This window comes from Bradyrhizobium sp. 26S5, from assembly GCF_036923295.1.
GTDB lineage: Bacteria > Pseudomonadota > Alphaproteobacteria > Rhizobiales > Xanthobacteraceae > Bradyrhizobium > Bradyrhizobium septentrionale.
The window spans coordinates 645896-670249 of sequence record NZ_CP145948.1 but is presented as its reverse complement, the minus strand read 5'-3'; the positions used below and the strand labels follow the sequence as shown (position 1 = coordinate 670249).

Below are 24354 nucleotides of genomic sequence, written 5' to 3'. Positions count from 1 at the left end.
TCGCTCATGATTTGGCTGCCCCCGCATCGGCGACGATCTTGATCGGCGTCGGCACCGGCGGCGCGACGCGCTGCAGCACCTGGGCGAGCACGGTCTCCTTCGGCCCGAAGGTCTGCATGCGACCGTCCTTCAGCACCAGCAACTGGTCGACGCCCTCGATGCCGACCGGCCGGTGCGCGACCACGATGACGACGGCGCCGCGTTCGCGGGCACCACGCACCGCGCGGGTCAGCGCCTCGTCGCCTTCGCTGTCGAGGTTGGAATTCGGCTCATCCAGCACGATCAGAAACGGATCGCCGTAGAGCGCGCGCGCCAGCGCGACGCGCTGCGCCTGACCGGCGGAGAGCGCGGTGCCCTGCTCGCCGACCTGGGTGTCGTAGCCCTCGCGCATCTTGATGATCATCTCGTGCACGCCGGCTTCCTTGGCCGCGGCGATGATGCCGTCCGACTTGGCGTCCGGATCGAACCGGCAGATGTTCTGCGCCACCGTGCCGGCGAACAGCTCGACGTCCTGCGGCAAATAGCCGACATGGCGCCCGAGTTCGTCCGACGACCACTGGTCGAGCGCGGCGCCGTCGAGCCGCACCTTGCCGCGCGCCGGCACCCAGACGCCGACCAGCGCCCGGATCAGCGACGACTTGCCGGAACCGCTCGGGCCGATCACGCCGACGCCGCTGCCGGCTTCGACCGCGAAGGTGATGTCCTGCACGATGGCGCGCTGGTCGCCGGGCGCAACCATGGTCACCGCCTCGACCGAAAGCTTCTTCTCCGGCGCCTGCAGCAGCGTCTGCTCGGGGCGCGCCGGAATCTGTTGCAGCAGCCGGTTGAGACGCTGCCAGCTCTGCCGCGCGGCGACAAAGCCCTTCCAATGCGCGATCGCGAGATCGACCGGCGCCAGCGCCCGCGCGCTCAGGATCGAGCCGGCGATGATGATGCCGCCGGTCGCTTCCTGGTGGATCACGAGATAGGCGCCGACCGCGAGCACCGCGGATTGCAGCATCATGCGCAGCACCTTGGCGACCGCACCGAGCCCGCCGGTGACGTCGCTCGCGTGCTGGTTGCCGGAGAGATATTCCTCGTTGGCTTCGTTCCAGCGCTTGTTCATGCGCCCGGCCATGCCCATCGCCACGAGCACCTCGGCGTTGCGGCGGCTGGAGGCGGCGAGATCGTTGCGCCGCGCCGCGAGCGACATCGCTTCCTTGGCGGGCGAGCGCGACATGTATTCGGTGATCAGCGTCAGCGTCACCAGAATGACGGCGCCGACCAGCGCGGTGACGCCGAGCAGCCAATGGAACGCAAAGCAGATCGCCATGTAGAACGGCAGCCAGGGCAGGTCGAAGAACGCACCGGGACCCATGCTGCCGAGGAAGGAGCGTACATTGTCGAGATCGCGCAGCGGCTGCAGGCCCTCGCTGCGATTGCCGGCCATCAGCGGCAGCCGCACGATGGTGTCGAACACCCGCGCATTGAGCGCCTCGTCGAGCGAGGTGCCGACGCGGCCGAGGATCCGTCCGCGCAAGAGATCGAGCACGCCCTGGGCGATGTAGAGCACCGCGGCGATGACCACGAGGCCGACCAGGGTCGGAACGCTGCGGCTCGGCAGCACGCGGTCGTAGACCTGCAGCATGAACATCGAACCTGTCAGGTACAACAGGTTGATCATGCAACTGATGAGACCGACGCCGATGAAGGCACTGCGACATGCGCGCAACGCCTCAGCCAGTTCGGAACGCCGGACAGCGGGCGCGGCTGTCATGAAAACTGATCTCTGCAAACAAAAGCGTTACGTGATGACCACCTTGTATAGGCGTTTGCGGCCATCGTCCATTTCAAGTCGCGTCGACCAGAGCATGGTTCGCGGGCTATTTTTGTGATCCCACAGACAGTTGACGGAATAATTAGGGTTAACCGGCCGCGGAACCCAGCGCGGTAACAGGTGCAGTTCTTGGAAAGGGCACGAGAATGACCGACATCGAGACCCGGCCGATCTCGCCGTTCACATCGAGCAATACCCCGCTGCCGACGCCAAGGCCGGCCTCCGGGCGCCAGCGGGCCTCGGGACGAACACCGATCCACGCGCCCTGCGGTGGCCTGAACAGCTGCACCGCAAGGTTCGGATTGGGGTCGGCCACCACGTTCTGGACCGGGCGAGCGATGCCGTGGGTCCAGTCGGCGGGACCGAGCACCCGCGCCAGCGGGCCGGCATCGGTCGTCACGTCATGGTGCATGCGAAACCAGGCAGCCTCGCCGCCGACACGGGCTTCCATCGCATCCATGAACCAGCTGCGGCCATGGCCATGGACGGCGCGCAGATTGCGCAACGGAAAGGCCGTGGGATCGACCGGGTCGGCTGCACTTCCGTCAAGGCCCGGCACCTCGACGGCACGTTCGCGCGACAGCGTCACGCGCACCGTCGCAGAGGGCTGCGCTTCGCCGGCCGGCCAGAGCGTGTTGTCGACGACGCTGACCCGGCCGCCCTCGGTCACGACGGTGACTTGCGTGCGCAATTCGGCCATCGGCGTCGGCCGCAGGAACCAGGCCGAAGCTGAGATCGCGGTGCCCCAGTTGCGCGCAACGGCCATCGCCTCGACCTCGGCGGTCAAGAGGCTTGCGACCGCCCCGCCCTGCAGGCCTGCGAACGGCCCCGCCGCCAGCGCGGCGGGCTTCCAGTGGTGGGGCGTGGCGAGCGGTTCGAAGATGGCCAAGGTGACGTTCCCTGAGGTGAGCAGGATTGAGCGATCTGGCAATCTGAGCCAAGAATAGTGGCCATGACAAAAGGCCATTCATCACTTCAGGTGAACAAAATTCACCCATTGGATGCTCCGGATCCTCGCCTGATCCCGCCGCTCGCGGCGCTGCTCGCCTTCGAGCGCGCGGCCACACAGCTGAGCTTCCGCGGCGCCGCGCGCGACCTGTCGCTGAGCCCGTCGGCGATCAGCCACCAGATCCGCGGACTGGAGCAGCAGTTCGGCACAAAACTGTTCGTCCGCGGCGCGCGCTCGGTGCGGCTGACCCTGGACGGCGAGCGCTATCTCGCAAAGGTGTCGGCCGCGCTGGCGACGCTGCAGGAGGCGAGCCGCGACATGCTGCGGCAACGCCGCGAGAGCAGCGGCGAGCTCTGGATCAGCTCACTGCCGTTCTTCACCAGCGCCGTGCTGCTGCCGGCGCTGCCGGAGTTCAAGCGGCGCCATCCGCAGCTGACGCTGCGGATCGAGGCCACCCATCAATATGCCGACTTCATCGGCTCGCGCGTCGACGTCGCGATCCGCTACGGACGAGAGCATGCCGCCGGGCTGAAGGTCGAGCCGCTGGTCCGGGTCAGCGGGCAGCCGGTCTGCACGCCGGCGCTGGTCAAGGCCGGACTGCGGCGGCCGGAGGACCTGTCGCGCGAGGTGCTGATCCATGTCACGACGCAGCCGCGGGCCTGGCCGGCCTGGCTGCAGCAGGCCGGGCTGCCGAATCTTGCGCCACGAGGACACCTCTGGCTCGACAGCGTGCCGGCGATGCTGGAGGCCGCCGAACACGGACTCGGCGTCGCCATCGCGATCGCTCCCCTGATCAAGGCGCGGCCGGGCTTCGGCAAGAAACTGGTGGCGCCGTTCGCGTTCGAGGCTGCGCCAAGCGAGACGATCTACCTGATCTCCCGCACCGAACAGGCGCGCGACCGGCGTATTGCCGCGGTGCGGCGCTGGATCGCCGACGCGGTCGCCAGGGCGAGCTAAACCGCGGCGACCGCCGGTTCCGCGAGGACGCAGCGCGCCAGATGGCCGGGCGCGACCTGTACGGCGGGCGGCAAGCCTTCGCTGCAGCGCGGCTCGGCGAACTTGCAGCGTGGCGCGAACGAGCAAGCGGCCGGCGCGTGATCGAGCGAGGGCGGCGTGCCCGGGATGGTTTCCAGCCGCTGGCCGCGCATCGCGCCGTGAATGGTCGAGGCCAGCAGACCCTTCGCATAGGGATGGATCGGCGTGCGCACGATGTCGCGGAGGGCGCCCTGCTCGACGATCTGGCCGGCATACATCACCGCGACGCGTCGCAGATCTCGATGGCGACGCCGATGTCGTGGGTGACGAAGATGACCGACATGCCGAACTCGCGCTGCAGCTCGCGCAGCAGCAGCAGGATCTGGATCTGCACGGTGGCATCGAGCGCCGTGGTCGGCTCGTCCGCGAGCAGGATTTTTGGCTTGCAGGCCAGCGCCAGCGCGATCATCGCGCGCTGGCGCATGCCGCCCGACATCTCGTGCGGATAGGATTCCAGCCGTCGCCTGGCGGAGGGGATTCGCACGACTTCGAGCATTTCGAGCGCACGCGCGGTGGCGTCGCGCTCGCTCTTGCCCTCGTGGCGCATCACCGTCTCCGCGATTTGGCGGCCGATGGTGTAGACCGGATCGAGCGCCAGCGCCGGCTCCTGGAAGATCATCGAGACGGTCTGGCCGCGGAATGCGGACAGCGCCTCGTCGTCCATCGCCAGCACATCCCGACCCAGCACTGTCACGCTGCCGGAGATCTGCGTGCGCTTCTTCGGCAACAGCCGCATCAACGCGCGCAAGGTCACGCTCTTGCCCGAGCCGGACTCGCCGAGCAACCCCAACACCTCGCCCTCGCCAAGCGACAGGCTGAGATCGTTCACGGCATGCACCGTGCGATCGCCGGTGAAGCGGATGTTGAGGTTGTTGATCTCGACGAGGTTGGTCATGCGAGCTTGGGCACCCTGGCGTGGAAATCGGTCGCGCGCTGGAACGCGGCGCCGATCCGAAGCAATGTGGCTTCCTCGAAGGAGCGGCCGATCAGCTGCATGCCGACCGGCAAACCCGCTCTGGTGAAGCCCGCCGGAATCGACAGCGACGGCACGCCGAGATAATTGACCGGCCGGGTGAACCGCGTCAGCCGCTGAATCACCGCTTCCGCACCCGGGCCATTGCCGACGTCGCTTTCGGCGATCGTCGGCGCCGGCACCGGGGCCGACGGCGCGATCACAGCATCCACGCCGCTGACCGCCGCGTTGTGTGCGGCGAGCGCGGGGCCGCGCCAGCGCATCGCCTCGAGATAGCTGACGGCCGGAATGGTGAGGCCGTTCTGCAGCCGCATCAGGACCTGCGCGCCGTAATCCTGCGGCCGCTCGATCATCCAGCGCTTGTGGAAGGCTGCGGCCTCGGCCGCGAGCACCAGCTGCGACGCCGCGCTGAGCTGGCGCTGATCGGGTAACTCGACCTTGACGATCTCGGCGCCCTCTTTCTTCAGGGTGGCAACCGTCTCGTCGAGGATGTGCGCGACTTCAGGATCGAGGTCGTCGACATAGAATGCCGTCGGCACACCGATCTTGACGCCCTTCAGCGACTGTCTGGTCGCGGCCAGATAGTCGGGCACCGGCTGCGTCGACGCGGTGAGATCCTCCGGATCGGCGCCGGCCATCAGGCCGAGCAGCAGCGCGCAATCCTCTGCAGTCTGCGCCAGCGGGCCGACGGTATCGAGCGATTGCGACAGCGGCATCGCGCCGGCGCGGCTGACGCGGCCGACCGTCGTCTTCAGCCCGGTGACGCCGCAGAAATGCGCGGGCATGCGCACCGAGCCGCCGGTGTCGGAGCCGAGCGCCGCAAAGGTGAGCCGCGCGGCGACCGCCGAGCCCGAGCCCGACGACGAGCCGCCGGTGATGTGCTCGGTATTCCAGGGATTGCGCACCGCGCCGTAATGCACGTTGTGGCCGGTCGGCCCATAGGCGAACTCGACCATCTGCAGCGAGCCGAGCCGGACCTGTCCGGCATCCTTGAGCCGCTGCAGCGCCGTCGCTGTGGTCTTCGGCACGAAGTCGCGGCGGATCAGGGAGCCGCAGGTCACGACCTTGCCGGCGTCGTAATACATGTCCTTGTGCGCCAGCGGCACACCGTGCAGCGGACCGCGACTGTTGCCTTTGGGGAGCGCGGCATCGGCCTCTGCGGCGGCGGCGAGCGCCTGTTCGGATTCAACCGCCATATAGGCGTTGAGGCGCGGCTGCCACTCTGCAATGCGATGCAGTACGGCGCGCGTCACCTCATGCGAGGAGACCTTCTTGTCGGCAATCGCCTTGGCGACCGCGGTCAGCGTCATCAGGGCCGGCTCGGTGCTCATTTCGACACCTTTGCGATCTGCGCCAGCAGGAAGCTCGCAGGTTCGAGATCGAGAGGCAGCGTGCCGGAGATCGGTGCAAAACCGTCGAAGGCGGGCCCGATCGAATTGGCGATGCGGGTGGCAGTTTCGTCATCGACGGGCACGTCGGCGACGTGCGCGATCACCTTGACGTCCTTGGGAGTGGGTCTGGTCATGCCGCGTTTTCTCCTTTTGCTTTTGCCGGCGCGCGGCTGTGCCCCGAGCCAGGAATGGCCATGTAGCACGCCGCTTGATGGCCCATTGTATCGAGATCGCTGAGTTTTGGCGTGTCGTTTGCGCAGAGCGGCTCCGCAAACGGACAACGGGTGTGAAACCGGCAGCCCGGCGGCGGATCGATCGGATTGGGCGGATCGCCCGAGATCGGCGGCACCTCGGTGCGCTTGTCGGGATCGGATGACGGCATCGCCGCCAGCAACGCGCGGGTATAGGGATGCGCTGGCGCGTCCCAGACAGCGTCGACCGGGCCGAGCTCGACGACCTCGCCGAGATACATCACCAGCACGCGGTCGGAGATGTAACGGACCACGTTGAGATCGTGGCTGATGAACAGATAGGTCAGGCCGAATTCGCGCTTCAGATCGGCCAGCAGGTTGAGCACCTGCGCCTCGACCGATTTGTCGAGCGCGGACACCGCCTCATCGAGGATCACGAGCCGCGGCGATAGCGCGAGCGCGCGGGCGATATTGACGCGCTGGCGCTGGCCGCCGGACACCTCGTGCGGATAGCGGTTGGCGAAGATCTCCGGCCGCAAACCGACCTTGCCGAGCAGCTCGCGCGCCAGCGCCCGCGCCGCGCCGTCGGCCATGCCGTGCACCTTGGGCCCGAACGCGATGGATTCCTCGATGGTGAGGCGCGGATTGAGCGAGGCGTAGCTGTCCTGGAACACCATCTGCATGCCGCGGCGCAGATCGCGCAGCGACAGCGACGGGCCGACCTGCAAACCGTCATAGACGATGTCGCCGGCGTCGCGCGGCATCAGATGCATCAACAGCCGCGCGGTGGTCGACTTGCCGCAGCCGGACTCGCCGACGATGCCAACGGTCTCGCCCTTCATGACGGCGAAGGTGACGTCGTCGACGGCGCGCACGGTCTTGCGCGGGCTGAACAGCGCGCCGCGCACCGGGAAGTGTTTTGTCAGCCCCTTGACCTGCAACAGCGGCTGCGCAGCGCCGCCGATGTCGGCGACCGGCTCCAGCATGTCGGCTGAGAGATTGGCGTCACCCATCGCACTAGTTCCTGATGTCCATGGCGCTGCGCATGCCGTCGCTCAGCAAATTGAAGCAGATCGAGACCGCGAAGATCATCGCGCCCGGCAGTGCCGCGACCCATGGATTGACATAGATCGCGGTGCGCAGCGTGTTCAGCATCAAGCCCCATTCCGGCTCCGGCGGCTTGGTGCCGAGCCCGAGGAAGGAGAGACCGGCGGCGAGGATCATCGACACCGAGATCAGGCCGGTGGCGTAAACGAAGATCGGGCCGAGCACGTTGCCGAGCATGTGCACGCGCATGATGGTGAAGGGACCGGCGCCGGAGGCGCGCGCCGCCTCGACGAAATCCATGTTGCGCACGCCGGTGGTGACGCTCTCGGCGACGCGGGTGATCTGCGGCACGAACACGATGGTCAGCGACACGATCGAATTGGTGATGCCGGCGCCGAGCGCGCCGGAGATCGCGATCGCCAGCAGCACCGAGGGGAAGGCGTAGAACACGTCGACGGTGCGCATGATCGCGGTGTTGAGCTTGCCGCCGACATAGCCGGCGACGAGGCCGAGCGAGGTACCGATCACGAAGGCGAGGATCACCGGCAGGATGCCGATCACCAGCGAGAGACGTCCGCCATAGATCAGCCGCGCCAGCATGTCGCGGCCGAGCTCGTCGGTGCCGAGCGGATAGCCCGGCGTGCCGATATGGCGGAGGCGGCGGATCATCGAGCCCTGATAGGGATCGGCGAGATGCAACCAGGGCGCCAGCAGCGCCGAGGCAAAGATCAGCACCAGGATGATGGCGCAGGCCATACTGACCTTGTCGCGCCTGATGCGGCGCCCAACCGTCGCCCAGTAGCCGCGTGCCTTGGTCGCGGGTGCCGCCCGCAATGCGGTATCGCTCATCGCACTCATGGTTAGCTCCGCTTGATGCGCGGATCGATCGCGGCCTGCGCGATGTCGACCAAGAGATTGAGCAGCACGAAGAACAGCGCCAGCACCAGGATCGTGCCCTGCAGCAGCGGCAGATCGCGCTGGAAGATCGCCGAATTCAAGAGCAGGCCCGAGCCGGGCCAGGAGAACACCGTCTCGATCAGGATCGAACCGCCGAGCATGTAGCCCAACTGAAGGCCCATCACGGCGAGCGCGGTCGGCGCGGCATTCTTGATCACATGGCGGAACACCTCGGTCTCGCGCAGGCCCTTGGCGCGCAGCGCCTCGACGAAATCCTGGCTCAGGATATCGCCGGTGAGTGCGCGGACGGTGCGGGTGACGATGCCCATCGGAATCACCGAGGTGGTGATGGCGGGCAGCACCAGATAGCGCAGATGCTCCCAGTCCCACGCCCAGGCGCCGGAGCCGCCGGGACCGGCGCCGACCGCGGGCAGCCAGTTGAGCTGCACCGAGAAGATGATGACCAGCACCATGCCGAGCCAGTAATGTGGCAGCGAGACGCCGGCGATGGCAAAGGAGGTCGCGACCTTGTCGACCCAGGTGTCGCGGAAATAGCCGGCGATCAGGCCGAACAGCAGGCCGAGCGTGAAGCCGATCATCGCAGCCGCGATCGCCAGCATCACGGTATTGCCGACCGCGCGCAGCACCTCGGTCAGGACAGGCCGCCCCGTCGCGATCGAATTGCCGAGATCGCCATGGATCGCGCGCCACAGCCACAGGCCGAATTGCACGGGCAGCGGCCGATCGAAGCCATAGGCGGCACGCAATTGCGCGGCGAGCTCCTGCGAGGCATCGGCCGGCAGCACCGCAACCAGGGGATCGCCGGGCGTGATGTGCACCAGCAGGAAGCACACCAGCGCAACGCTGAGCACGATCGGAATGACGTAGACGATCCGTCTGGACGTATAGGCGAACACGTTGCGCTCTTTCTTCCTTCTCCCCTTGTGGGAGAAGGTGGCGCGCGGAGCGCGCCGGATGAGGGGTTCTATCCGCGGACAACGTCATTGCAGATCGGGGAGGAGCGTCCGCGGAGACAACCCCTCACCCGGCTTCGCTTCGCGAAGCCACCCTCTCCCACAAGGGGAGAGGGTGCACCGATTGCGCGTCTAATGCCTCACGGCACGATCGAGACCGGTGAGAAGTCGACAAACCAGCTCTTCGGCTGCACGAAGCCCTTGATCTTCGGGCTCATCGCGCGCGGCGCGACGTCGTGCGCGACGTAGAGGAACGCCGCATCGTCGACCGAGGCCGCATGCAGCTCGGCGAGCGCTGCGTCGCGGGCGGCCGGGTCGAAGGTCTGGCGGGCCTTCTTCACCAGTTCGTCGAACTTCGGGTTGTTGTTGAAGCCCCAATTGTTCGAGACCGGCGGCGCCATGCCCGATTGCAGGAAGCGCACCAGCGCGAAGAACGGATCCATCGCCGCATAGGTGACGTTGGTCGCATTCGAGCCGTTGGCCGACGGATCCTTGGCGCCGCGCCGCCAGTTGGTGAACAGCGTATTCCACTCGATGACGTCGAGCTGCACATCGAAGTAGCACTCGGCCAGCGCCTGCTGCAGGTATTCGTTCATCGGCAGCGGCAGCATCTGGCCCGAGCCGGACGCCGAGGTCTGGATCTTGACCGTCAGCTTCTTGTTCGGCCCAAAACCCGCCTCCTGCATCAACTTCTGCGCAGCCGGCTTGTCGTATTTGATCTGGAAGGTCGGATTGCCGCGCCACGGATGGCCGGGCTCGAAGGTGCCGGTCGCCGGCACCATCAGGCCCGCGAGCAGGCCGTCACGCAGCCCTTCGCGATCGATGCAGAGATTGGCGGCCTTGCGGACGCGGATGTCGTTCCAGGGCGAGCCCTCGACGCGGGAGAACTGCCATGGCCAGACATGCGGCTCCTCGTTGGAATAGAGGGAGAAGCCCCGCTGCTTGATCTCGGGCAGCGCGTCCGGCGCCGGCGCCTCGATCCAGTTGACCTGCCCCGACAGCAGCGCCGCGGTGCGGGCATTGGCCTCCGGCATCGGCAGCAGCACCATCTTGTCCGTCTTCGGCACGCGGGCCTTGTCCCAGTAGTTGTCGTTCTTCACCAGTTCGAGCCGCTCACGCGGAGTGAAGCTCGACATCTTCCAGGGGCCGGTGCCCGAAGCGTCCTTGGCGAACGCGGCCCATGCGGCCTGCGACTTCGCCTTGGCATCGGCGCCTTCGGCCTTGTCGTAGAATTGCTGCCATTTGGTCGGGCTCGCCATGAACAGATTGGTGAGATTGATCGGCAGGAAGCTGTCCGGCTCCTTGGTGGTCAACTCCACCGTCATGTCGTCGATCTTGCGCGCGGAGACCAGCGTCGGCATCCGCGAGGCGGTGACGCCGACCTGGCTCGCATCATATTGCGGCGCGTCCTGCTTCAGGACCTTGTCGACATTCCAGACCACGGCATCGGCATTGAACGGCGAACCATCGTGAAAGGCGACGCCGGGACGCAGCTTGAACACCCACTTGGTCTTGTCGGAATCGTCGACCTTCCATTCGGTGGCGAGGCCCGGAATCATCGCGCTCGCCTTGTCCGACGACGACAGGTCCCACATCGTCAGCGCGTCATACATCGTGAGCCCAGTGAAGCGATTGCCCTCAAACCCCTGGTCCGGCTGCCCGAGGGTGCGCGGAATATCGGCAGCCGTCATGCCAATACGCAGCACGGTCTCGGCACGGGCGATCGCCGGCACACCGGCAGCAATCGCGAGCGCCAGCATGATCGCTGTCGCATTGGTCTTCCCGTTACGCATCTGAGCAACCCCTTCGAGTCCGGTGACGTTTTGGTGATTATTTCTTGGGCAAGCGTATGCAATGCCTGTGCCAAGGGGAATAGTTCTTCAGCAAATAACCGCTGGGCGCGTCATTTCTTCCCACCTTAGACTAAGACGGGGCAATAGTGCCTATTCTGGCATCACGCTTGCAAGATTTGGTTCCGACTTCCCACCAATGGAGCCTTTATATGCGTGCGCGCAATTCGATCCTGATGGCAGCAATGGCGCTTGCCCTGACCGCGGGCTGGCCTGCCTTGTCTGCGCGAGCGGAGTCCATTGTGCGCTACGGCATTTCGATGGCCGACATTCCGCTGACGACCGGCCAGCCCGATCGCGGCGCCGGCGCCTATCAATTCACGGCCTACACGATCTACGATCCGCTGGTGGCCTGGGAGATGGATGTTGCCGACCGGCCGGGCAAGCTGGTGCCGGGGCTCGCGACCGAATGGAAGGTCGACGACACCGACAAGACCAAATGGCGCTTCACGCTGCGCAAGGGCGTCAAATTCCACGACGGCAGCGACTTCAACGCCGACGCCGTGATCTGGAATCTCGACAAGGTGCTGAACGACAAGGCACCGCAATTCGACAAGCGGCAGAGTGCGCAGGTCAAGACCCGCCTGCCCTCGGTCGCGAGCTACGCCAAGATCGACGACTCCACCATCGAGATCACGACCAAGACGGTCGACTCCTTCTTCCCCTACCAGATGCTCTGGTTCCTGGTCTCAAGCCCCGCGCAATATGAAAAACTCGGCAAGGACTGGGACAAGTTCGCCAGCCAGCCCTCCGGCACCGGCCCATTCAAGCTGACGAAACTCGTGCCGCGCGAACTCGCCGAGCTGACCAGGAACCCGGACTATTGGGACAAGAAGCGGCTTGCGAAGGTCGACAAGATGATCCTGATCCCGATGCCGGAGGCATTGACGCGCACCAACGCGTTGCTGGCGGGCCAGGTCGACCTGATCGAAACGCCGGCGCCCGACGCCGTGCCGCAGCTCAAGGCCGCCGGCATGAAGATCGTCGACAACGTGACGCCGCACGTCTGGAATTATCATCTGAGCGTGCTGCCCGGTTCGCCCTGGGCCGACATCCGCCTGCGCAAGGCGCTCAACCTCGCGATCGACCGCGACGCGGTCGTTGCCCTGATGAACGGGCTGGCAAAGCCCGCCAAGGGCCAGGTCGACCCGTCGAGCCCGTGGTTCGGCAAGCCGACCTTCGAACTGAAATACGACCTCGCGGCCGCGAAGAAGCTGGTGGAGGAAGCCGGCTATTCCAAGGACAAGCCGCTGAAGACGACCTTCATCATCGCCCAGGGCGGCACCGGGCAGATGCTGTCGCTGCCGATGAACGAGTTCCTGCAGCAAAGCTTCAAGGAGATCGGCATCGATGTCGACTTCAAGGTGGTGGAGCTCGAGACGCTCTATACGCACTGGCGCAAGGGCGCGGCCGACGAGATGAACGCCGGCATCACGGCCAACAACATCGCCTATGTGACGTCGGACCCGCTGTACGCCATCGTGCGGTTCTTCCATTCCGGCCAGGTCGCTCCGGTCGGCGTCAACTGGGGCGGTTACAAGAACCCGAAGGTCGACGCGCTGATCGACGAGGCCAAGCAGACCTTCGATCCTGCCAAGCAGGACGCGCTGCTGGCGCAGGCGCACGCGCTGATCGTCGACGATGCCGCGCTGGTATGGGTGGTGCACGATACCAATCCGCACGCGCTGTCGCCGAAGGTGAAGACATTCGTGCAGGCGCAGCACTGGTTCCAGGATCTGACACAGATCGGGCTGGAGTAAGCCTCGGTTGCCGTTGCACGAACCTCTCCGTCGTCGTCCCGGCGAAAGCCGGGACCCATAACCACCGTTGCACGTGATAAGGCTGTGGCCCCAGCGCCTCTCAACATTTGACAGTTGGGGTTATGGGTCCCGGCCTTCGCCGGGACGACACCGAATTTTTGGCGCCTATTTCGTCGTCAACGCAAATGCGCCGTCCCAATCCTGCGGCGGCGGCTCTTTCTGGAAGGCGCGGATCCGCGCCTCATAGAGGCGATACAAGTATTGCAGCGTCTGCGCCTCGTCGGTCTTGCGGCCGCGCTCGATCGCGGCCAGCGCGCCGTCCCAATCGCGGCCGCGGTAGCAGGCGAGCATCTCGATGGTCAGGTTGCGCAGCCGCTGGAAGCGGCCCGATTGCGCAACGTCCTCGCGGCCGGCGATCGCATAGATCACCTCGGGCTCCTTCTTGCCCTTGACCATGATGAAGTCGAGCTCGAGGATCGCGAACTTCTCCTTCACCTCGAGCGCGGTCTTCGATCCCACGATGATCGGGAAGCCGTACTCCTTGGACTGCCCCTCCAGGCGCGCGGCCAGATTGACGCTGTCGCCCAACACCGAATAGTTGAATTTGAGATCAGAACCCATGTTACCGACCACGCAGGTGCCGGTGTTGAGACCGACGCCGATGTTGAGCGGCACATAGACGTGGCCGCCCTCCTGCGCTTCCAGCTCGCGTTCCTGGTTAAGTTCGTCGACGCGCTGCAGCATGTCGAGCGCGGCGTCGCAGGCATTGAGGTGGTGCTGCTTGTCGTCGAGCGGCGCGTTCCAGAATGCCATGATGGCGTCGCCCATGTATTTGTCGATATAGCCCTTGCGGGCGAGAATCGCGTTGGTGAGCGGTGTGAGAAAGCGATTCATCAGCTGCGTGAGGCCCTGCGGATCGCTCTTGTAGGTTTCCGAGATCGAGGTGAAGCCGCGCATGTCCGAGAACATGATGGTCATCTCGCGCTCCTCGCCGCCGAGCACGAGCCGTTCCGGCGCGTTAGCTAGCTGCTCGACCAGCGCAGGCGACATGTACTGCACGAACTGCGACCTGATCTGCCGACGCTGCTGCAGCTCGCGCACGAAGGCGGAGAAGATCAGCGTCAGGTAGATCGCCGTGGTCGACATCAGCGGATAGGTGAAGTCGATCAGGAGCCGATGCTGGGAATAGAAATACCAGGACGTGCCGATCAGCACCGAGGCAAACATCCCGCCGACAACGACCAGCGTCACCGGGCCGAACTTCGGCGCGAAGGCGATCACCAGCAGCCCCATGATCAGCGCGGCGAAGAATTCGATGCCTATGCCGTAATTGGGCTGCGCAACAACGTCGCCGGTCAGCGCGCTCTCCAGCACCTGGGCGTGAATCTCAACACCGGGCATTGCGGGCGTGACCGGCGTCGTCTTGATGTCGTTCAGCCCGATCGAGGAGGTGCCGATCAGGATAAGCTTGCCGGCGATCTTCTCCGGCGCGACACGCCCCTCCAGCACGTCGATGGCCGGGACATAGATCGAGGGATCGCGGCGCGCGTAGCGGATCCAGAGCTGGCCGTTGAGATCGGTCGGGATCGTGAAGCCCTTGACGCCGAGGCTCTTGATGCCGGCCTGGTCGGTCTTGATCAGGATGGTGCCCGCGCCACTCGCCACCCGCAGCATCTCGAAGGTGAGCGACGGCATGGTGATACCCTGGGCGACCATGATCATCGGCACGCGGCGCACAATGCCGTCGCGTTCCGGCCTGATTGTGAACAGGCCGCGGCCGGCGGCGGCCTCCTCGAGCACCGGGACGTTGCGCAGCAGGCCGACGAACTCGAACATGAAGCGCTGCGGCGCCTCGCCGAGCATCGCCAGTCCGGTGACCGGGAGCTTCTCGTTGAGATCGGCGCGCACATTGGGACCGCCGGACTCGCCGAGCACGACGCGCGAGTTCCTGATGGCCTCGGCGAGGATGCTGTCATTGCTCGGCAGCTGCCTGAGCCTGGCGCGCATCTCCTCGTCGAGATTGCCGAACGTATCGGCTGCGATGTCAGGGTTGAGACGGTCCGGCTCGGCGAACACCGCGTCGAATGCGATCACGACGGCGCCGAGCCTGGTGAGATTGGTGACGATCTCGGCGATCCGCGTCCGCGGCCAGGGCCACTGCCCGAGCCGGGGATCGGCGAGGCTCTTCTCGTCGATGTCGACGATGGTGACGGGACGCGCGGTCTTCTTGCGGGGCTCGATCAACTGGAAGGTATCGAAGGTCCTGACCCGCAGCTCCTGCACCGGAGCCGGGTCCATCACCCGCAGCGCCGCGATACCGATCAAAAGCACCACGCAGACCAGCCGCGCATAACCGAAGCGCCGTCCGAACCACCGTCGTATCGCCTTCAGCCGTCTCATGCCCTCTGGATATCACGCGCGGAGCATTGTTCCAATCGAACAAGCACCCGCGGTGCACAAACGGCCCGGCCAGGCGGCACCGCCAATGGCGGCAAGGCCGCACGTCCGTCAGGTCACGTGAAGCAGGAAGTCGTTGTGGCTGAGCTGCGCGGGCGTGACGTTGCGAAGCGTGATGGTGTCGGCGCTGTCGACCGTGATCAGGGTATCCGCGGCGTTGGTCGGCGATTGCGTGACGTGCTCGCTGATCCAGGTATCGGGATCGATACCGCCGGTCGACAGGATCGCCGAAAGGTCGATCTGGTCGAGGCCGGGCGTGAAGTTCACGATCGTGTCGTGGTTGAAATTCTGGTCAAACACGAACTTGTCCTGAAAACCAGATCCGAAAAACACGTCCTTGTCGCTGGTGCCGGTCAGCGTCACCGGCTGGGGCGGATCCTGCTGGACGTTGAAGATCAGGTTGACCGTGTCGGTCGCGCCATGGCCGTCGGTCACGGCGAGCGCGATCTTGTCGGTCGCCGGCGGCGTCTGGCCGGGGTTGTAGATGAGGCCCGGCGTCCCGAGCGCGGTGTTGATACCGGAGAGGAGCCCCTCCTGCGATGGAGGCGTGACGCTGCTGCCCGAACCGGCCGTCGGCGTAGCCGCCACGGTGAAGATCTCGTCCGATGTCGCATCGGCGTCGGTCACCGTCAGGCCGGTGATCGTCTCGGTCCCGTCGCGATTTTCGGTGATGCTGACGTTGTCGGCGTGGATCACAGGCGCGTCGTTGGCGCCGACGACGTCGATCGTCAGCGTCGCCGTCCCGACAGCGTTATGCGCATCGATCGTCTCGACGGTGAACGTGTCGGTATAGTTGCCCTTGGCCAGCGCGTTGATCGCGGCGGCGTCCGGAACATAGCTGTAGGTGCCGTCCGCATTGACCGTGAGCGAGCCGTAGAGGCCTGCGATCGGCGAGTTGACCGCAACGTGGTCCGAGTTGAGCGCGGCATAGGTCAGCGTCGCGGTCTCGCCGTGATCGACATCGTGGCCGTGGAGTGCGCCGGTGAGCGCGCTGAAAGTGTCATCGGCGGCGGTATCGGTCAGCGTGCCGGCGTTGACGTCGGCGAGCGTCGGCGCGTCGTTGGCGCCGTTGATCGTGATCGTTACCGGCTCGGTGATGACCCCACCATGATGGTCGTCGACCTGGATCGTGTAGGTCAGCGTCAGCGTCTCGCCGGCGGCGAGATAGTCGAAATTCTGGTCCGCGGCCGAGAAGGTCCAGGTCGACGACCCCGTCGTGCCGCCGGTCGTGTCCGTCAGCGTGCCCAGCGACAGCCAGTTGAGGATGGTGGATTCGTCCTCGGGGAGGCCCGTGGTCGAGCCGGCTTCGGCCACGCCGATGATCGTCACGCCGTGAGTGTCGCTGAGGTCTGCGTCGGTGAACGTCACGGTGCCCGTCGCGCCGTCCGGCTTCAATGAATCCGTGGTGTCGGGCAGTTCGGGGATGGTCGCCGCCTGCGCCCCCGAGGTGACGATTGGCGAATCGTTGCTGCCGGTGACCGTGATCGTCACCGGCTGGCTGATGACGCCGCCATGATGATCGTTGACCTCCACCGTATAGGTCAGGGTCAGTGTCTCGCCATCGGCGAGATAGTCGAAATTCCGATCGGCGGCCGAGAAGGTCCAGGACTGGGATCCGGTGACCCCGCCGGTCGAGTCGGTCAGCGTCCCCAGCGAGAGCCAGTTCAGGACGGTGGACTCGTCCTCGGGGAGACCCGTAGTGGTCCCGGATTCCGCGACACCGGTGATGGACGCGGTGTGGATATCGCTGAGATCGACGTCCGCGAACGTCACCGCGCCCGTTGCGCCGTCCGGCTTGGATGAACCCGTCTCGTCGGGCTGCTCGGGAATCGCGGCGGTCCCCGGCGCCGACGCAAACGTCGGCGTGTCGTTGGTGCCGGTGACCGTGATCGTCACGGGCTGGGTGACGACGCCGCCATGATGGTCATCGACCTGGATCAGGTAGGTCAGCGTCAGCTTCTCGCCGGTGGCGAGATAGTCGAAACTCCTGTCGGCCGCCGAGAAGGTCCAATGGCTCGATCCGGTCACGCCGCCGGTCGAATCCGCCAGCGTACCGAGCGACAGCCAGCTCAGCATCGTCGCCTGGTTGGGAAGGCCCGCGGTGACGCCCGTTCCGGTGACGCCGGCCACGGTGACAGTGTGGGTGTCGCTGAGATCGACGTCGGTAAAGGTCACCGTCCCGGACGCGGTATCGGATATCACCGAGCCGGTCGTCCCGACATGTTCGGTGATCGCTGCCGCCTGGGTCGGCGACGTGATCACCGGCGTGTCGTCGGTGCCGACGATCGTGATCGTGACCGGGAGCGTGACGACGCCGCCCTGATGGTCGTCGATCTGGACCGTGTAGGTCAGCGTCAGCGTCTCGCCTGCGGCGAGATAGTCGAAACTCCTGTCGGCGGCCGAGAACGTCCAGGCGCGCGATCCCGTCACGCCATCGGTCGAATCGGTCAGCGCGCCCAGCGACAGCCAGCTCAGCACGGTGGCATGGTTGGCAAGTCCGGTGGTGACGCCGGCCTCGGTGACGCCGGTGATGGTGACCGAATGCGTATCGGTCAGATCCGTATCGGTGAACGTCAACGTGCCGTGCACCCCATCCGGCACGGCGGAGTTCGTCGTCGCTGCGAGCTCGGTGATCGAGCCGAACTGCGCCGAGGACGTCACCACCGGCGTGTCGTTGGCGCCGGTGATCGTGACGGTGAATGTCCTGAACGCGGTCTCGTTGCTCGGAGCGTAGTTGTTGTCCACGCGCGCGGTATAGGTCAGCGTCAGCGTTTCGCCGGCAGCCAGGAAGTCGAAGGCGCCGTCGGCGATGTTGTAGGTCCAGGTCGCCGAACCGATATTGTTGTTCAGCGGATCGTGCACGAGCTGCAGCGGGATCTCGACAGCATGGATGGCCGCAAGCTGTGCCGCCGTCAGCGACGATGTCACGTCGTTACCCTCTGCGTCCCGATAGCTGGACGAGGTAAAGCTGACGATCGCACTCGGCTTGTCGCCGAGATTGACGTCCACCCATGCGATCCGGCCCGTCGCCGTGTCGAGTAGTCCGCTATGGGTCTGCCCGGCCTGCTCGGCGAATTCCGCATTCTGTGTCACGACCGCCGGCGCCCCGGGTGCGTGGTCGGTCTTGCTGGAGGGGGCTTCTGGTCCGGCATGGCCGGTCAAGGCCAGCAGAAAGCTTATCGGCAAGGTCACGTCGCCGCCGGCAAGCTTGAGGGTGGTCGTGACCGGAACGACGCTGTCGGTGAAGTTCGTCGTGAGCTTGGTATTGGGATTGTTGTTGTCGGTGAACTTCAGCGCGAACACGTCCGAGATCAGCCGCTGCGCGTCGGCGGACAGCTGCGCCGACGAGACGAAGCTGACGCTGCCCTGGCCGTTGACGATGGTCTGGGTGCCGGCCTGATCGACGGTTGCGATCGGATTGAGCGTCGTCTTGTCGAACAGGATGTAGGAGCCGGTGGTCCCGTCAGGCTCGACCAGCACCTGGAATTTGGCCGGCGGCACGCCACCCGAGCCCTGCACGTCGAAATCGATCTCGACCAGCACCGCGGTGCCGCGGATGCCCATGGTCGCGACCGGCGTATCGACCTTCATGTCGCCGTGCTTGGCGGTCGCGCCCGCAACGAACGAGATCGTGCCCGAGACGAGGCTCATCAGCGACGAATTGCTCGACCCGTTCGGGTCGTAGATCATCTCGTTCAGCACCATCTTGGCGTTCGGTCCGAGACCGAACACGGTGCCGTCGATGAAGGTGATGCCCAGCGTCGAGTCGCTGCCGGACTGCACCACGTCACCCTTGTTGACGTTGTCGCCCTGGTTCAGGACGACCGCGACGCCGTTGCGGACGGCAGTGGCGCTGCCCGTCAGCTTGGTGACATGGCCGATGACCTTGGCCGGTTCGGCCGCGCCGCCGGCCTGGGCATACTGGGTGTAGCCGGTGAGCGCGTTGACGAGGTCGCCGGTGAGATGTGCGCCATCGGGTGACGCCAGCGCCGCGCGCTTCTCGCCCTTGAAGTAGTCGTGGAGGACGAGTTCCCGATCATCCTTCGCGATGACGAGGTCGAGCCCCGTCCGCTTGAAGTCGCCGGTGAACAGCAATTGCCCGTCGTCGACGGTGATCGCGCCGCGCGGCGCGTGCGTGGAAACGCTGTCGACGTGGACCGACCCACGGGCATAAGCATCCGCGTTCGGCAAAAGGCCGTCGAATTTCTCGACAAAGTTCACTGCGGATCACCGCACCACGAAGGTTAATGACTCAAGAATATCCGAATGATTTTGCCTGCATATCATCGGATAAAGCTCGACGAAACTGTCCTGTGCTTGCGCAAGGTGCTTCGATCGCGCCGTTTGAGCGGGTGTGACTTGGCTCACTCTTGTATGAGTGGTGTAGTTCTGATTTGTGAGACGGTACCATAAGGTGGGATTGCAGCCAAGATACGTATTTGACCACGTATTCGTGGTATTGACCGTCATTTCTGTACTTGCCTCTATTTCCCCGCAGCCCCGAGAGGGCATTTGACTCCAAATTCCCGGCCAAAGCTGTGAGTTAGCTTACAAATCACAGCAGTCCCGCGCGCGGACCGGCCGGTTAACCAGGAGGCAAGCATGAGACGGAAGACGGTGGATAAAGGTTCGCCGGTTCGTTTCACAAACCGGTAAAGTTTTCGGGACCCGGCCCACGCGCCCTTCAGCCTCTTGTCCAGTTTCCCCACATCTTAAATCGATTCGAACGGATCGCTTGCCATGCTGGACGGCATGAAACGATCCGGTCGCGTGCGCGGTGCAGCATCCACCCGCCGAAGAGCGGACAGGGGGTGTCACATGGGATTCTCGCTTCGCTCATTTGCGCTGCGCGCCGTCATGCTGGGCATCGGCCTGGCGCTGGCCGCGCCGGTCGCCGAGCTCAATGCCGCTTCGCTGCTTTCGCCCGGCCCGGCAACGCTGTTCAGACAATCGACCGAGCCGTTTGGCCTGGCCACCAGCCTGCTTGCCGACGGCGGCCTGCACGACAAATGGCGCGGCGTGCAGCGCCAGCTCGCCGACGAGCTGGTGCAGCTCGCCATCTGTGAAGGCGACCGCACCGGTTGTGCATCGCCGGAGGCGCTGCGTTTCCTCGCGATCGTCGATGCCGGACGGGCGCACGACGGCCGCGCCCGGCTCGGTGCGATCAACCGCGCGATCAACCTCGCGATCCGCCCGGGCAACGATCTTGCGACTTATGGCGAGCCCGATGTCTGGGCGACGCCGCTCGCCACCTTTGCCCGCGGCAGCGGCGATTGCGAGGACTATGCGATCGCGAAGTTCGTGGCCCTGCGCATCGCCGGCGTCGCGCCGGAGGATCTGCGGATCGTCGTCATGCATGACCTCATCGGCGGCGAGGACCATGCCGTGGTCGCGGCGCGGCTCGACGGCCGCTGGCTGACGCTCGACAACCGCCGCATGGCGATGATTGAGGACAGCGACATCAGGAGTTTTCGGCCGACCTTCGTGATCGACCAGCATGGCGTCAGCCGATATGTCGATCCGCCGCTCGTCGCCGAGGCCGCGTGGCGGCCGGCGCGGATGCATTGAACCAGGCGATCGAAACTCGTTTCCGTCATTACGAGGCGCCAACGGGTCCGGCCGATGGCCGGCCCGGTGGCTCACAATGACGGTTATCCCGACGTCTGGACCGCCGCTCAGAACATCAAATTGTCCTTCACCAGCACCCAGCGGCCGCCCTTGACCTGCTGCACCTGCGTGATGGTGTTGGCGAGATGATCGGTCTTGGAGAACTTGGTCGGCGGCGAGGAGAAGATGTCGAGGAACTTGTCGCCTGACTCCAGCGCGTCCAGCATCTTCTGGCCGGTGAGATCCTTGCCCGCCTTCTGCGCGTAGAAGGCGAAGGTCATCACCGCGTTATAGCCGATGATCGCCTGGGTGTTGGCGTCGGAGTTGAACATCTTCTTGTAGTTGAGCAGCCAGTCCTTCACCTTGCCCTTGGCCGTGTCCTCATAGGGAATCTCGAAGCCTGACGCCGCGTAGAGTCCCTCGACGGCCTCCTTGCCGAGCGCCGGCACTTCGAGCACGTTGGTCGGGGTAGCACCGAGGAAGGTCACGTCCCAGCCGAGCTTCTTCGCCTCGTTCATCGCGCCGATGGTCTCGCGGATCACGGTGCCGAGCACGACGAGGTCACAGCCGTCGGACTTCATCTTGGCGACCTGCGCCGAGAAGTCGGAGGCGCCGCGCTTGTAGCTCGTCACCGAGGCCGGCTGCACCTTCATCGCGCCGAGCTGCTGAGTGAAGCCGTCGAGCACGTTTTTGCCGTACTCGTCGTCCTGATGCATGATGCAGGGCTTCTTGAAGTTCTTCCAGTCCATCATGTATTTGAGCGCGGCGCGCGTGCTCTCGACATAGGGCAAGAGGTTGTTGAACTTCAGCCGCTCCTGCGGCTTGGCGGGATCGAACTTGAAGGTGAATTCGGCGGCGGTCAGCGGGAACAGCTGCAGCACGCCGGCATCGAACAGGATGTCCTGCGCGGCGAGCACGGTCGGCGAGCCCATCGGGCCGATCATCGCGAACACCTTGTCGCGCTCGACCATCTTCTGCGAGGCCAGCACGGCCTTCTTCGGGTCGTAGCCGTTGTCTTCCAGGATCATCTTGATCTTGCGGCCGTTGATGCCGCCGCTGGCATTAATCTCCTCCACCGCCATCTTCATGCCGTTGGACACCGGAACACCCCAGACCTTGATCGGGCCGGACAGGTCCTGATGCGTTCCGATCACGATCTCGGTCGGCGAGATGCCTTCATTGGTGACCTTGGTCTGGGCCGCGGCCGGCAGACAGGTCAGCGCCAGCGCGCTCACCGCAAGGCCCAGCGCCTTCAGCGATTTCGACATTGCAGTCTCCTCCTTCAGTGGCCCATGTTGAGCGAAGGGTCGGGCCTGCTCGCTCCTTCGCCAAGTCCGTCGTCGCATCTCTCCTTAGGCATGATCTCCGCGCAAACGCTGCGCGTTTGTCGCGGCGGATCATGCTCTATGCCACCGCCCGCGCGCCATACATGGCGTCGATCTCGGTCGCATAGCGCTTGTTCACAAAACTGCGCTTCAGCTTCATGGTCGGCGTCAGCTCCTCATCCTCGGGTGTGAGCTGTCGCTCGATCAGGTAGAATTTCTTGATGGTCTCGACGCGGGCGAATTTCGTATTCACCGCCTCGACCTCGCGCTGGATCAGGTCCTGGATCTCGCGGGCACGGCACAGGCTCGCGTAATTGGTGAAGGGGATGTCCTGGTCCTGGGCGTATTTCTCGACATTCTCCTGATCGATCATGATCAGGCAGGTGAGATACGGCCGCTTGTCGCCGATCACGACGGCGTCCGAGACGTAGGGCGAGAATTTGAGCTGGTTCTCGATCTCGGACGGCGTGATGTTCTTGCCGCCGGAGGTGATGATGATGTCCTTCATCCGGTCGGTGATCTTGACATAGCCTTCATTGTCGATCGCGCCGACATCGCCGGTGTGCAGCCAGCCTTTCGCGTCGATCGTCTCGGCGGTCTTCTCCGGCTGGTTGAGATAGCCCATGAACAGGAAGTCGCCCTTGATCAGGATCTCGCCCTTCGGGCAAATCATCACCTCGCCCCAGGGCGCGGCCTTGCCGACCGAGCCGAGCTTGATGCGCTCCGCCGGCATCATGGTCGCGACGCCGCAATTCTCGGTCTGGCCGTAGACCTCGCGCATGTCGATGCCGAGCGCGAGATACCAGCGGATCAGATCCGGCGAGATCGGCGCCGCGCCGGTCAGCGCGATCCGGCAGCGGTCGAGCCCGAGCATGCGGCGGATGTTGCGGAACACCAGCCAGTAGGCCGCGCGGTTGGCGAGCCGCAGCGACAGCGGCGGCGTCTCGCCCTCAAGCCGGCACTCGGTCATCCGGTTGCCGATCGCGAGCGCCCGGGCGTACATCCAGTTCTGGAACGGGGTCGCGTCCTTCAGCGCGATGGTGATGCCGGAATAGAACTTCTCCCAGATCCGGGGCACCGCGAGGAACGCGGTCGGCTGCACCTCGCGCAGATTGTCCGGCACCGTCTCCGGGCTCTCGGCAAAATTCATCACCGAGCCGAGCGCGAGCGAGAGGTAATAGCCACCGACCCGCTCGGCGACGTGGCAGAGCGGCAGGAACACCAGCCGCTCCTCGTTGTCGGTCGAGGGGTAGAGATCGTTGGCATGGCGCATCTGGTGCGTCACGCTGCGGTTGGAATGCATCGCGCCCTTGGGCGGACCTGTGGTGCCCGAGGTGTAGACCAGGATCGCGAGATCGGAGGCGGTGCGGCTGCCGGTCATCTCGTCCCACAAGGCGTCATTGCCCTGCGCATGATTGCGGCCGAGCGCCGTGAACTCGGCAAGCGACAGCACCATCGGATCTGAGAAGCCGCTCAGGCCCTCCATGTCGAAGACCACGACCTTTTCCAGCGTCGGACAGCGCGACCGGCAGGTCAGCACCTTGTCGAGCTGTTCCTCGTCCTCGACGAACATGACCCGGGTGCCGGAATCATTGACGAGATATTCGACCTGCGCCGCCGAATCGGTCGGGTAGATACCGGAGGAGACGCCGCCGGCGCACAGAATGCCGATGTCGGCATAGACCCATTCCGGCACCGCGTTGGCGATGATCGAGGCGACATCGCCGGGGCGGAAGCCGGTCGCATGTAGGCCAAAGGCGATATCCCTGGAGATCTGCAGCCATTCGCGCCAGCTGGTCGGCTGCCAGATGCCGAACTTCTTCTCGCGGATCGCGGGCCTGTCGCCACGCGTCTGTACCGCGAGCAGAAAGCTCCTCGCGATCGTGTCGGCAACCGTCAGAACCGCTGGTCCTGCCATGCGCGCTCCCTCCTCTGCCGCCTGCCTCACGTGCCGGGCTTTCGTGCCGGTCTTGTTCGTGCAACAGGCTTGAAATCTAGCTCCAACTCGTTCCCAACGCCAAACCTTCGCAGTGCCAACTTTAGTCGACGTCAATCTTCCTCAGCGCCGGCTTTCTTCAACGC

General features: G+C 65.1%; 15 protein-coding genes and 1 pseudogene. 3 read left to right on the top strand and 13 right to left on the bottom strand.

Translation table 11 applies throughout. From position 1 onward, the window contains the following. Window positions 1-4: 4 nt before the first annotated feature. Together V5279_RS03040 and V5279_RS03035 are read right to left on the bottom strand one after the other, a co-directional pair. Window positions 5-1756 carry a type I secretion system permease/ATPase gene (locus V5279_RS03040; protein ID WP_338694987.1) on the bottom strand — a complete coding sequence of 584 codons (1752 nt, stop codon included), beginning with the start codon at window positions 1754-1756 and terminating at the stop codon, window positions 5-7. A gap of 148 nt (window positions 1757-1904) precedes the next feature. Next, window positions 1905-2705: an acyl-CoA thioesterase domain-containing protein gene (locus V5279_RS03035; RefSeq protein ID WP_338694985.1), complete on the bottom strand. Its 801-nt coding sequence runs from the start codon at window positions 2703-2705 to the stop codon at window positions 1905-1907. Between the two features lie 108 nt (window positions 2706-2813). On the opposite strand from V5279_RS03035, the gene V5279_RS03030 reads away from it, so the two are divergent. Beyond that, window positions 2814-3722, top strand: a complete 909-nt coding sequence (locus tag V5279_RS03030) for a LysR substrate-binding domain-containing protein (RefSeq protein WP_338694983.1) — start codon at window positions 2814-2816, stop codon at window positions 3720-3722. Here V5279_RS03030 and V5279_RS03025 read toward each other — a convergent pair. The 7 genes and pseudogenes from V5279_RS03025 to V5279_RS02995 all read right to left on the bottom strand — a co-directional run bounded on the left by V5279_RS03025 (window position 3719) and on the right by V5279_RS02995 (window position 11066). Continuing rightward, window positions 3719-4695: pseudogene (locus V5279_RS03025) on the bottom strand (ABC transporter ATP-binding protein). The gene V5279_RS03030 and the pseudogene V5279_RS03025 overlap by 4 nt on opposite strands. Then, complete coding sequence (locus tag V5279_RS03020) at window positions 4692-6104, bottom strand: amidase (protein ID WP_338694981.1); 1413 nt, start codon at window positions 6102-6104, stop codon at window positions 4692-4694. The pseudogene V5279_RS03025 and the gene V5279_RS03020 overlap by 4 nt, the downstream one beginning before the upstream one ends. Further along, the gene (locus V5279_RS03015; RefSeq protein ID WP_338694978.1) at window positions 6101-6298 is read right to left on the bottom strand and encodes a hypothetical protein; all 198 of its coding nucleotides are present in this window, start codon (window positions 6296-6298) and stop codon (window positions 6101-6103) included. Before V5279_RS03015 ends, V5279_RS03020 begins: the two co-directional genes overlap by 4 nt. Further along, on the bottom strand, window positions 6295-7368 hold the full coding sequence (locus V5279_RS03010; protein WP_338694976.1) for an oligopeptide/dipeptide ABC transporter ATP-binding protein: 1074 nt from the start codon (window positions 7366-7368) through the stop codon (window positions 6295-6297). The genes V5279_RS03015 and V5279_RS03010 overlap by 4 nt, the downstream gene beginning before the upstream one ends. Window positions 7369-7372: 4 nt before the next feature. Then, the gene (locus V5279_RS03005; RefSeq protein WP_414645995.1) at window positions 7373-8251 is read right to left on the bottom strand and encodes an ABC transporter permease; all 879 of its coding nucleotides are present in this window, start codon (window positions 8249-8251) and stop codon (window positions 7373-7375) included. Window positions 8252-8262: 11 nt separating this feature from the next. Beyond that, complete coding sequence (locus tag V5279_RS03000; RefSeq protein ID WP_338694972.1) at window positions 8263-9216, bottom strand: ABC transporter permease; 954 nt, start codon at window positions 9214-9216, stop codon at window positions 8263-8265. Window positions 9217-9413: 197 nt separating this feature from the next. After that, entirely contained in the window at window positions 9414-11066 is a 1653-nt protein-coding gene (locus V5279_RS02995) for an ABC transporter substrate-binding protein (protein WP_414645893.1), read from the bottom strand. 209 nt (window positions 11067-11275) lie between these two features. Here V5279_RS02995 and V5279_RS02990 point away from each other — a divergent pair, with 209 nt between their 5' ends. Then, window positions 11276-12883, top strand: a complete 1608-nt coding sequence (locus V5279_RS02990; protein ID WP_338694970.1) for an ABC transporter substrate-binding protein — start codon at window positions 11276-11278, stop codon at window positions 12881-12883. A 165-nt stretch (window positions 12884-13048) separates the two neighbouring features. Here V5279_RS02990 and V5279_RS02985 read toward each other — a convergent pair whose 3' ends face one another. Beyond that, window positions 13049-15283, bottom strand: coding sequence for an adenylate/guanylate cyclase domain-containing protein (locus V5279_RS02985; RefSeq protein ID WP_338694968.1), 2235 nt, complete (start codon window positions 15281-15283; stop codon window positions 13049-13051). Between the two features lie 108 nt (window positions 15284-15391). Continuing rightward, a complete protein-coding gene (locus V5279_RS02980; RefSeq protein WP_338694966.1) occupies window positions 15392-19561 on the bottom strand; it encodes a VCBS domain-containing protein in 4170 nt (1389 codons plus the stop codon). A 597-nt stretch (window positions 19562-20158) separates the two neighbouring features. On the opposite strand from V5279_RS02980, the gene V5279_RS02975 reads away from it, so the two are divergent. After that, the gene (locus V5279_RS02975; RefSeq protein ID WP_338694964.1) at window positions 20159-20908 is read left to right on the top strand and encodes a transglutaminase-like cysteine peptidase; all 750 of its coding nucleotides are present in this window, start codon (window positions 20159-20161) and stop codon (window positions 20906-20908) included. Window positions 20909-21015: 107 nt separating this feature from the next. Here the strand turns inward: V5279_RS02975 and V5279_RS02970 are convergent, their stop codons facing one another. Next, complete coding sequence (locus V5279_RS02970; RefSeq protein WP_338694962.1) at window positions 21016-22215, bottom strand: ABC transporter substrate-binding protein; 1200 nt, start codon at window positions 22213-22215, stop codon at window positions 21016-21018. 136 nt (window positions 22216-22351) lie between these two features. Further along, the gene (locus V5279_RS02965; protein ID WP_338694960.1) at window positions 22352-24190 is read right to left on the bottom strand and encodes an AMP-dependent synthetase/ligase; all 1839 of its coding nucleotides are present in this window, start codon (window positions 24188-24190) and stop codon (window positions 22352-22354) included. Window positions 24191-24354: the final 164 nt, after the last annotated feature.

Excerpts from the sequence above, each read along its gene's own strand:
- V5279_RS03040 (WP_338694987.1), bottom strand. The coding sequence starts at position 1,756 with ATGACAGCCGCGCCCGCTGTCCGGCGTTCCGAACTGGCTGAGGCGTTG.
- V5279_RS03020 (WP_338694981.1), bottom strand. The coding sequence starts at position 6,104 with ATGAGCACCGAGCCGGCCCTGATGACGCTGACCGCGGTCGCCAAGGCG.
- V5279_RS03015 (WP_338694978.1), bottom strand. The coding sequence starts at position 6,298 with ATGACCAGACCCACTCCCAAGGACGTCAAGGTGATCGCGCACGTCGCC.
- V5279_RS03010 (WP_338694976.1), bottom strand. The coding sequence starts at position 7,368 with ATGGGTGACGCCAATCTCTCAGCCGACATGCTGGAGCCGGTCGCCGAC.
- V5279_RS03005 (WP_414645995.1), bottom strand. The coding sequence starts at position 8,251 with ATGAGCGATACCGCATTGCGGGCGGCACCCGCGACCAAGGCACGCGGC.
- V5279_RS02995 (WP_414645893.1), bottom strand. The coding sequence starts at position 11,066 with ATGCGTAACGGGAAGACCAATGCGACAGCGATCATGCTGGCGCTCGCG.
- V5279_RS02990 (WP_338694970.1), top strand. The coding sequence starts at position 11,276 with ATGCGTGCGCGCAATTCGATCCTGATGGCAGCAATGGCGCTTGCCCTG.
- V5279_RS02985 (WP_338694968.1), bottom strand. The coding sequence starts at position 15,283 with ATGAGACGGCTGAAGGCGATACGACGGTGGTTCGGACGGCGCTTCGGT.
- V5279_RS02975 (WP_338694964.1), top strand. The coding sequence starts at position 20,159 with ATGGGATTCTCGCTTCGCTCATTTGCGCTGCGCGCCGTCATGCTGGGC.
- V5279_RS02970 (WP_338694962.1), bottom strand. The coding sequence starts at position 22,215 with ATGTCGAAATCGCTGAAGGCGCTGGGCCTTGCGGTGAGCGCGCTGGCG.
- V5279_RS02965 (WP_338694960.1), bottom strand. The coding sequence starts at position 24,190 with ATGGCAGGACCAGCGGTTCTGACGGTTGCCGACACGATCGCGAGGAGC.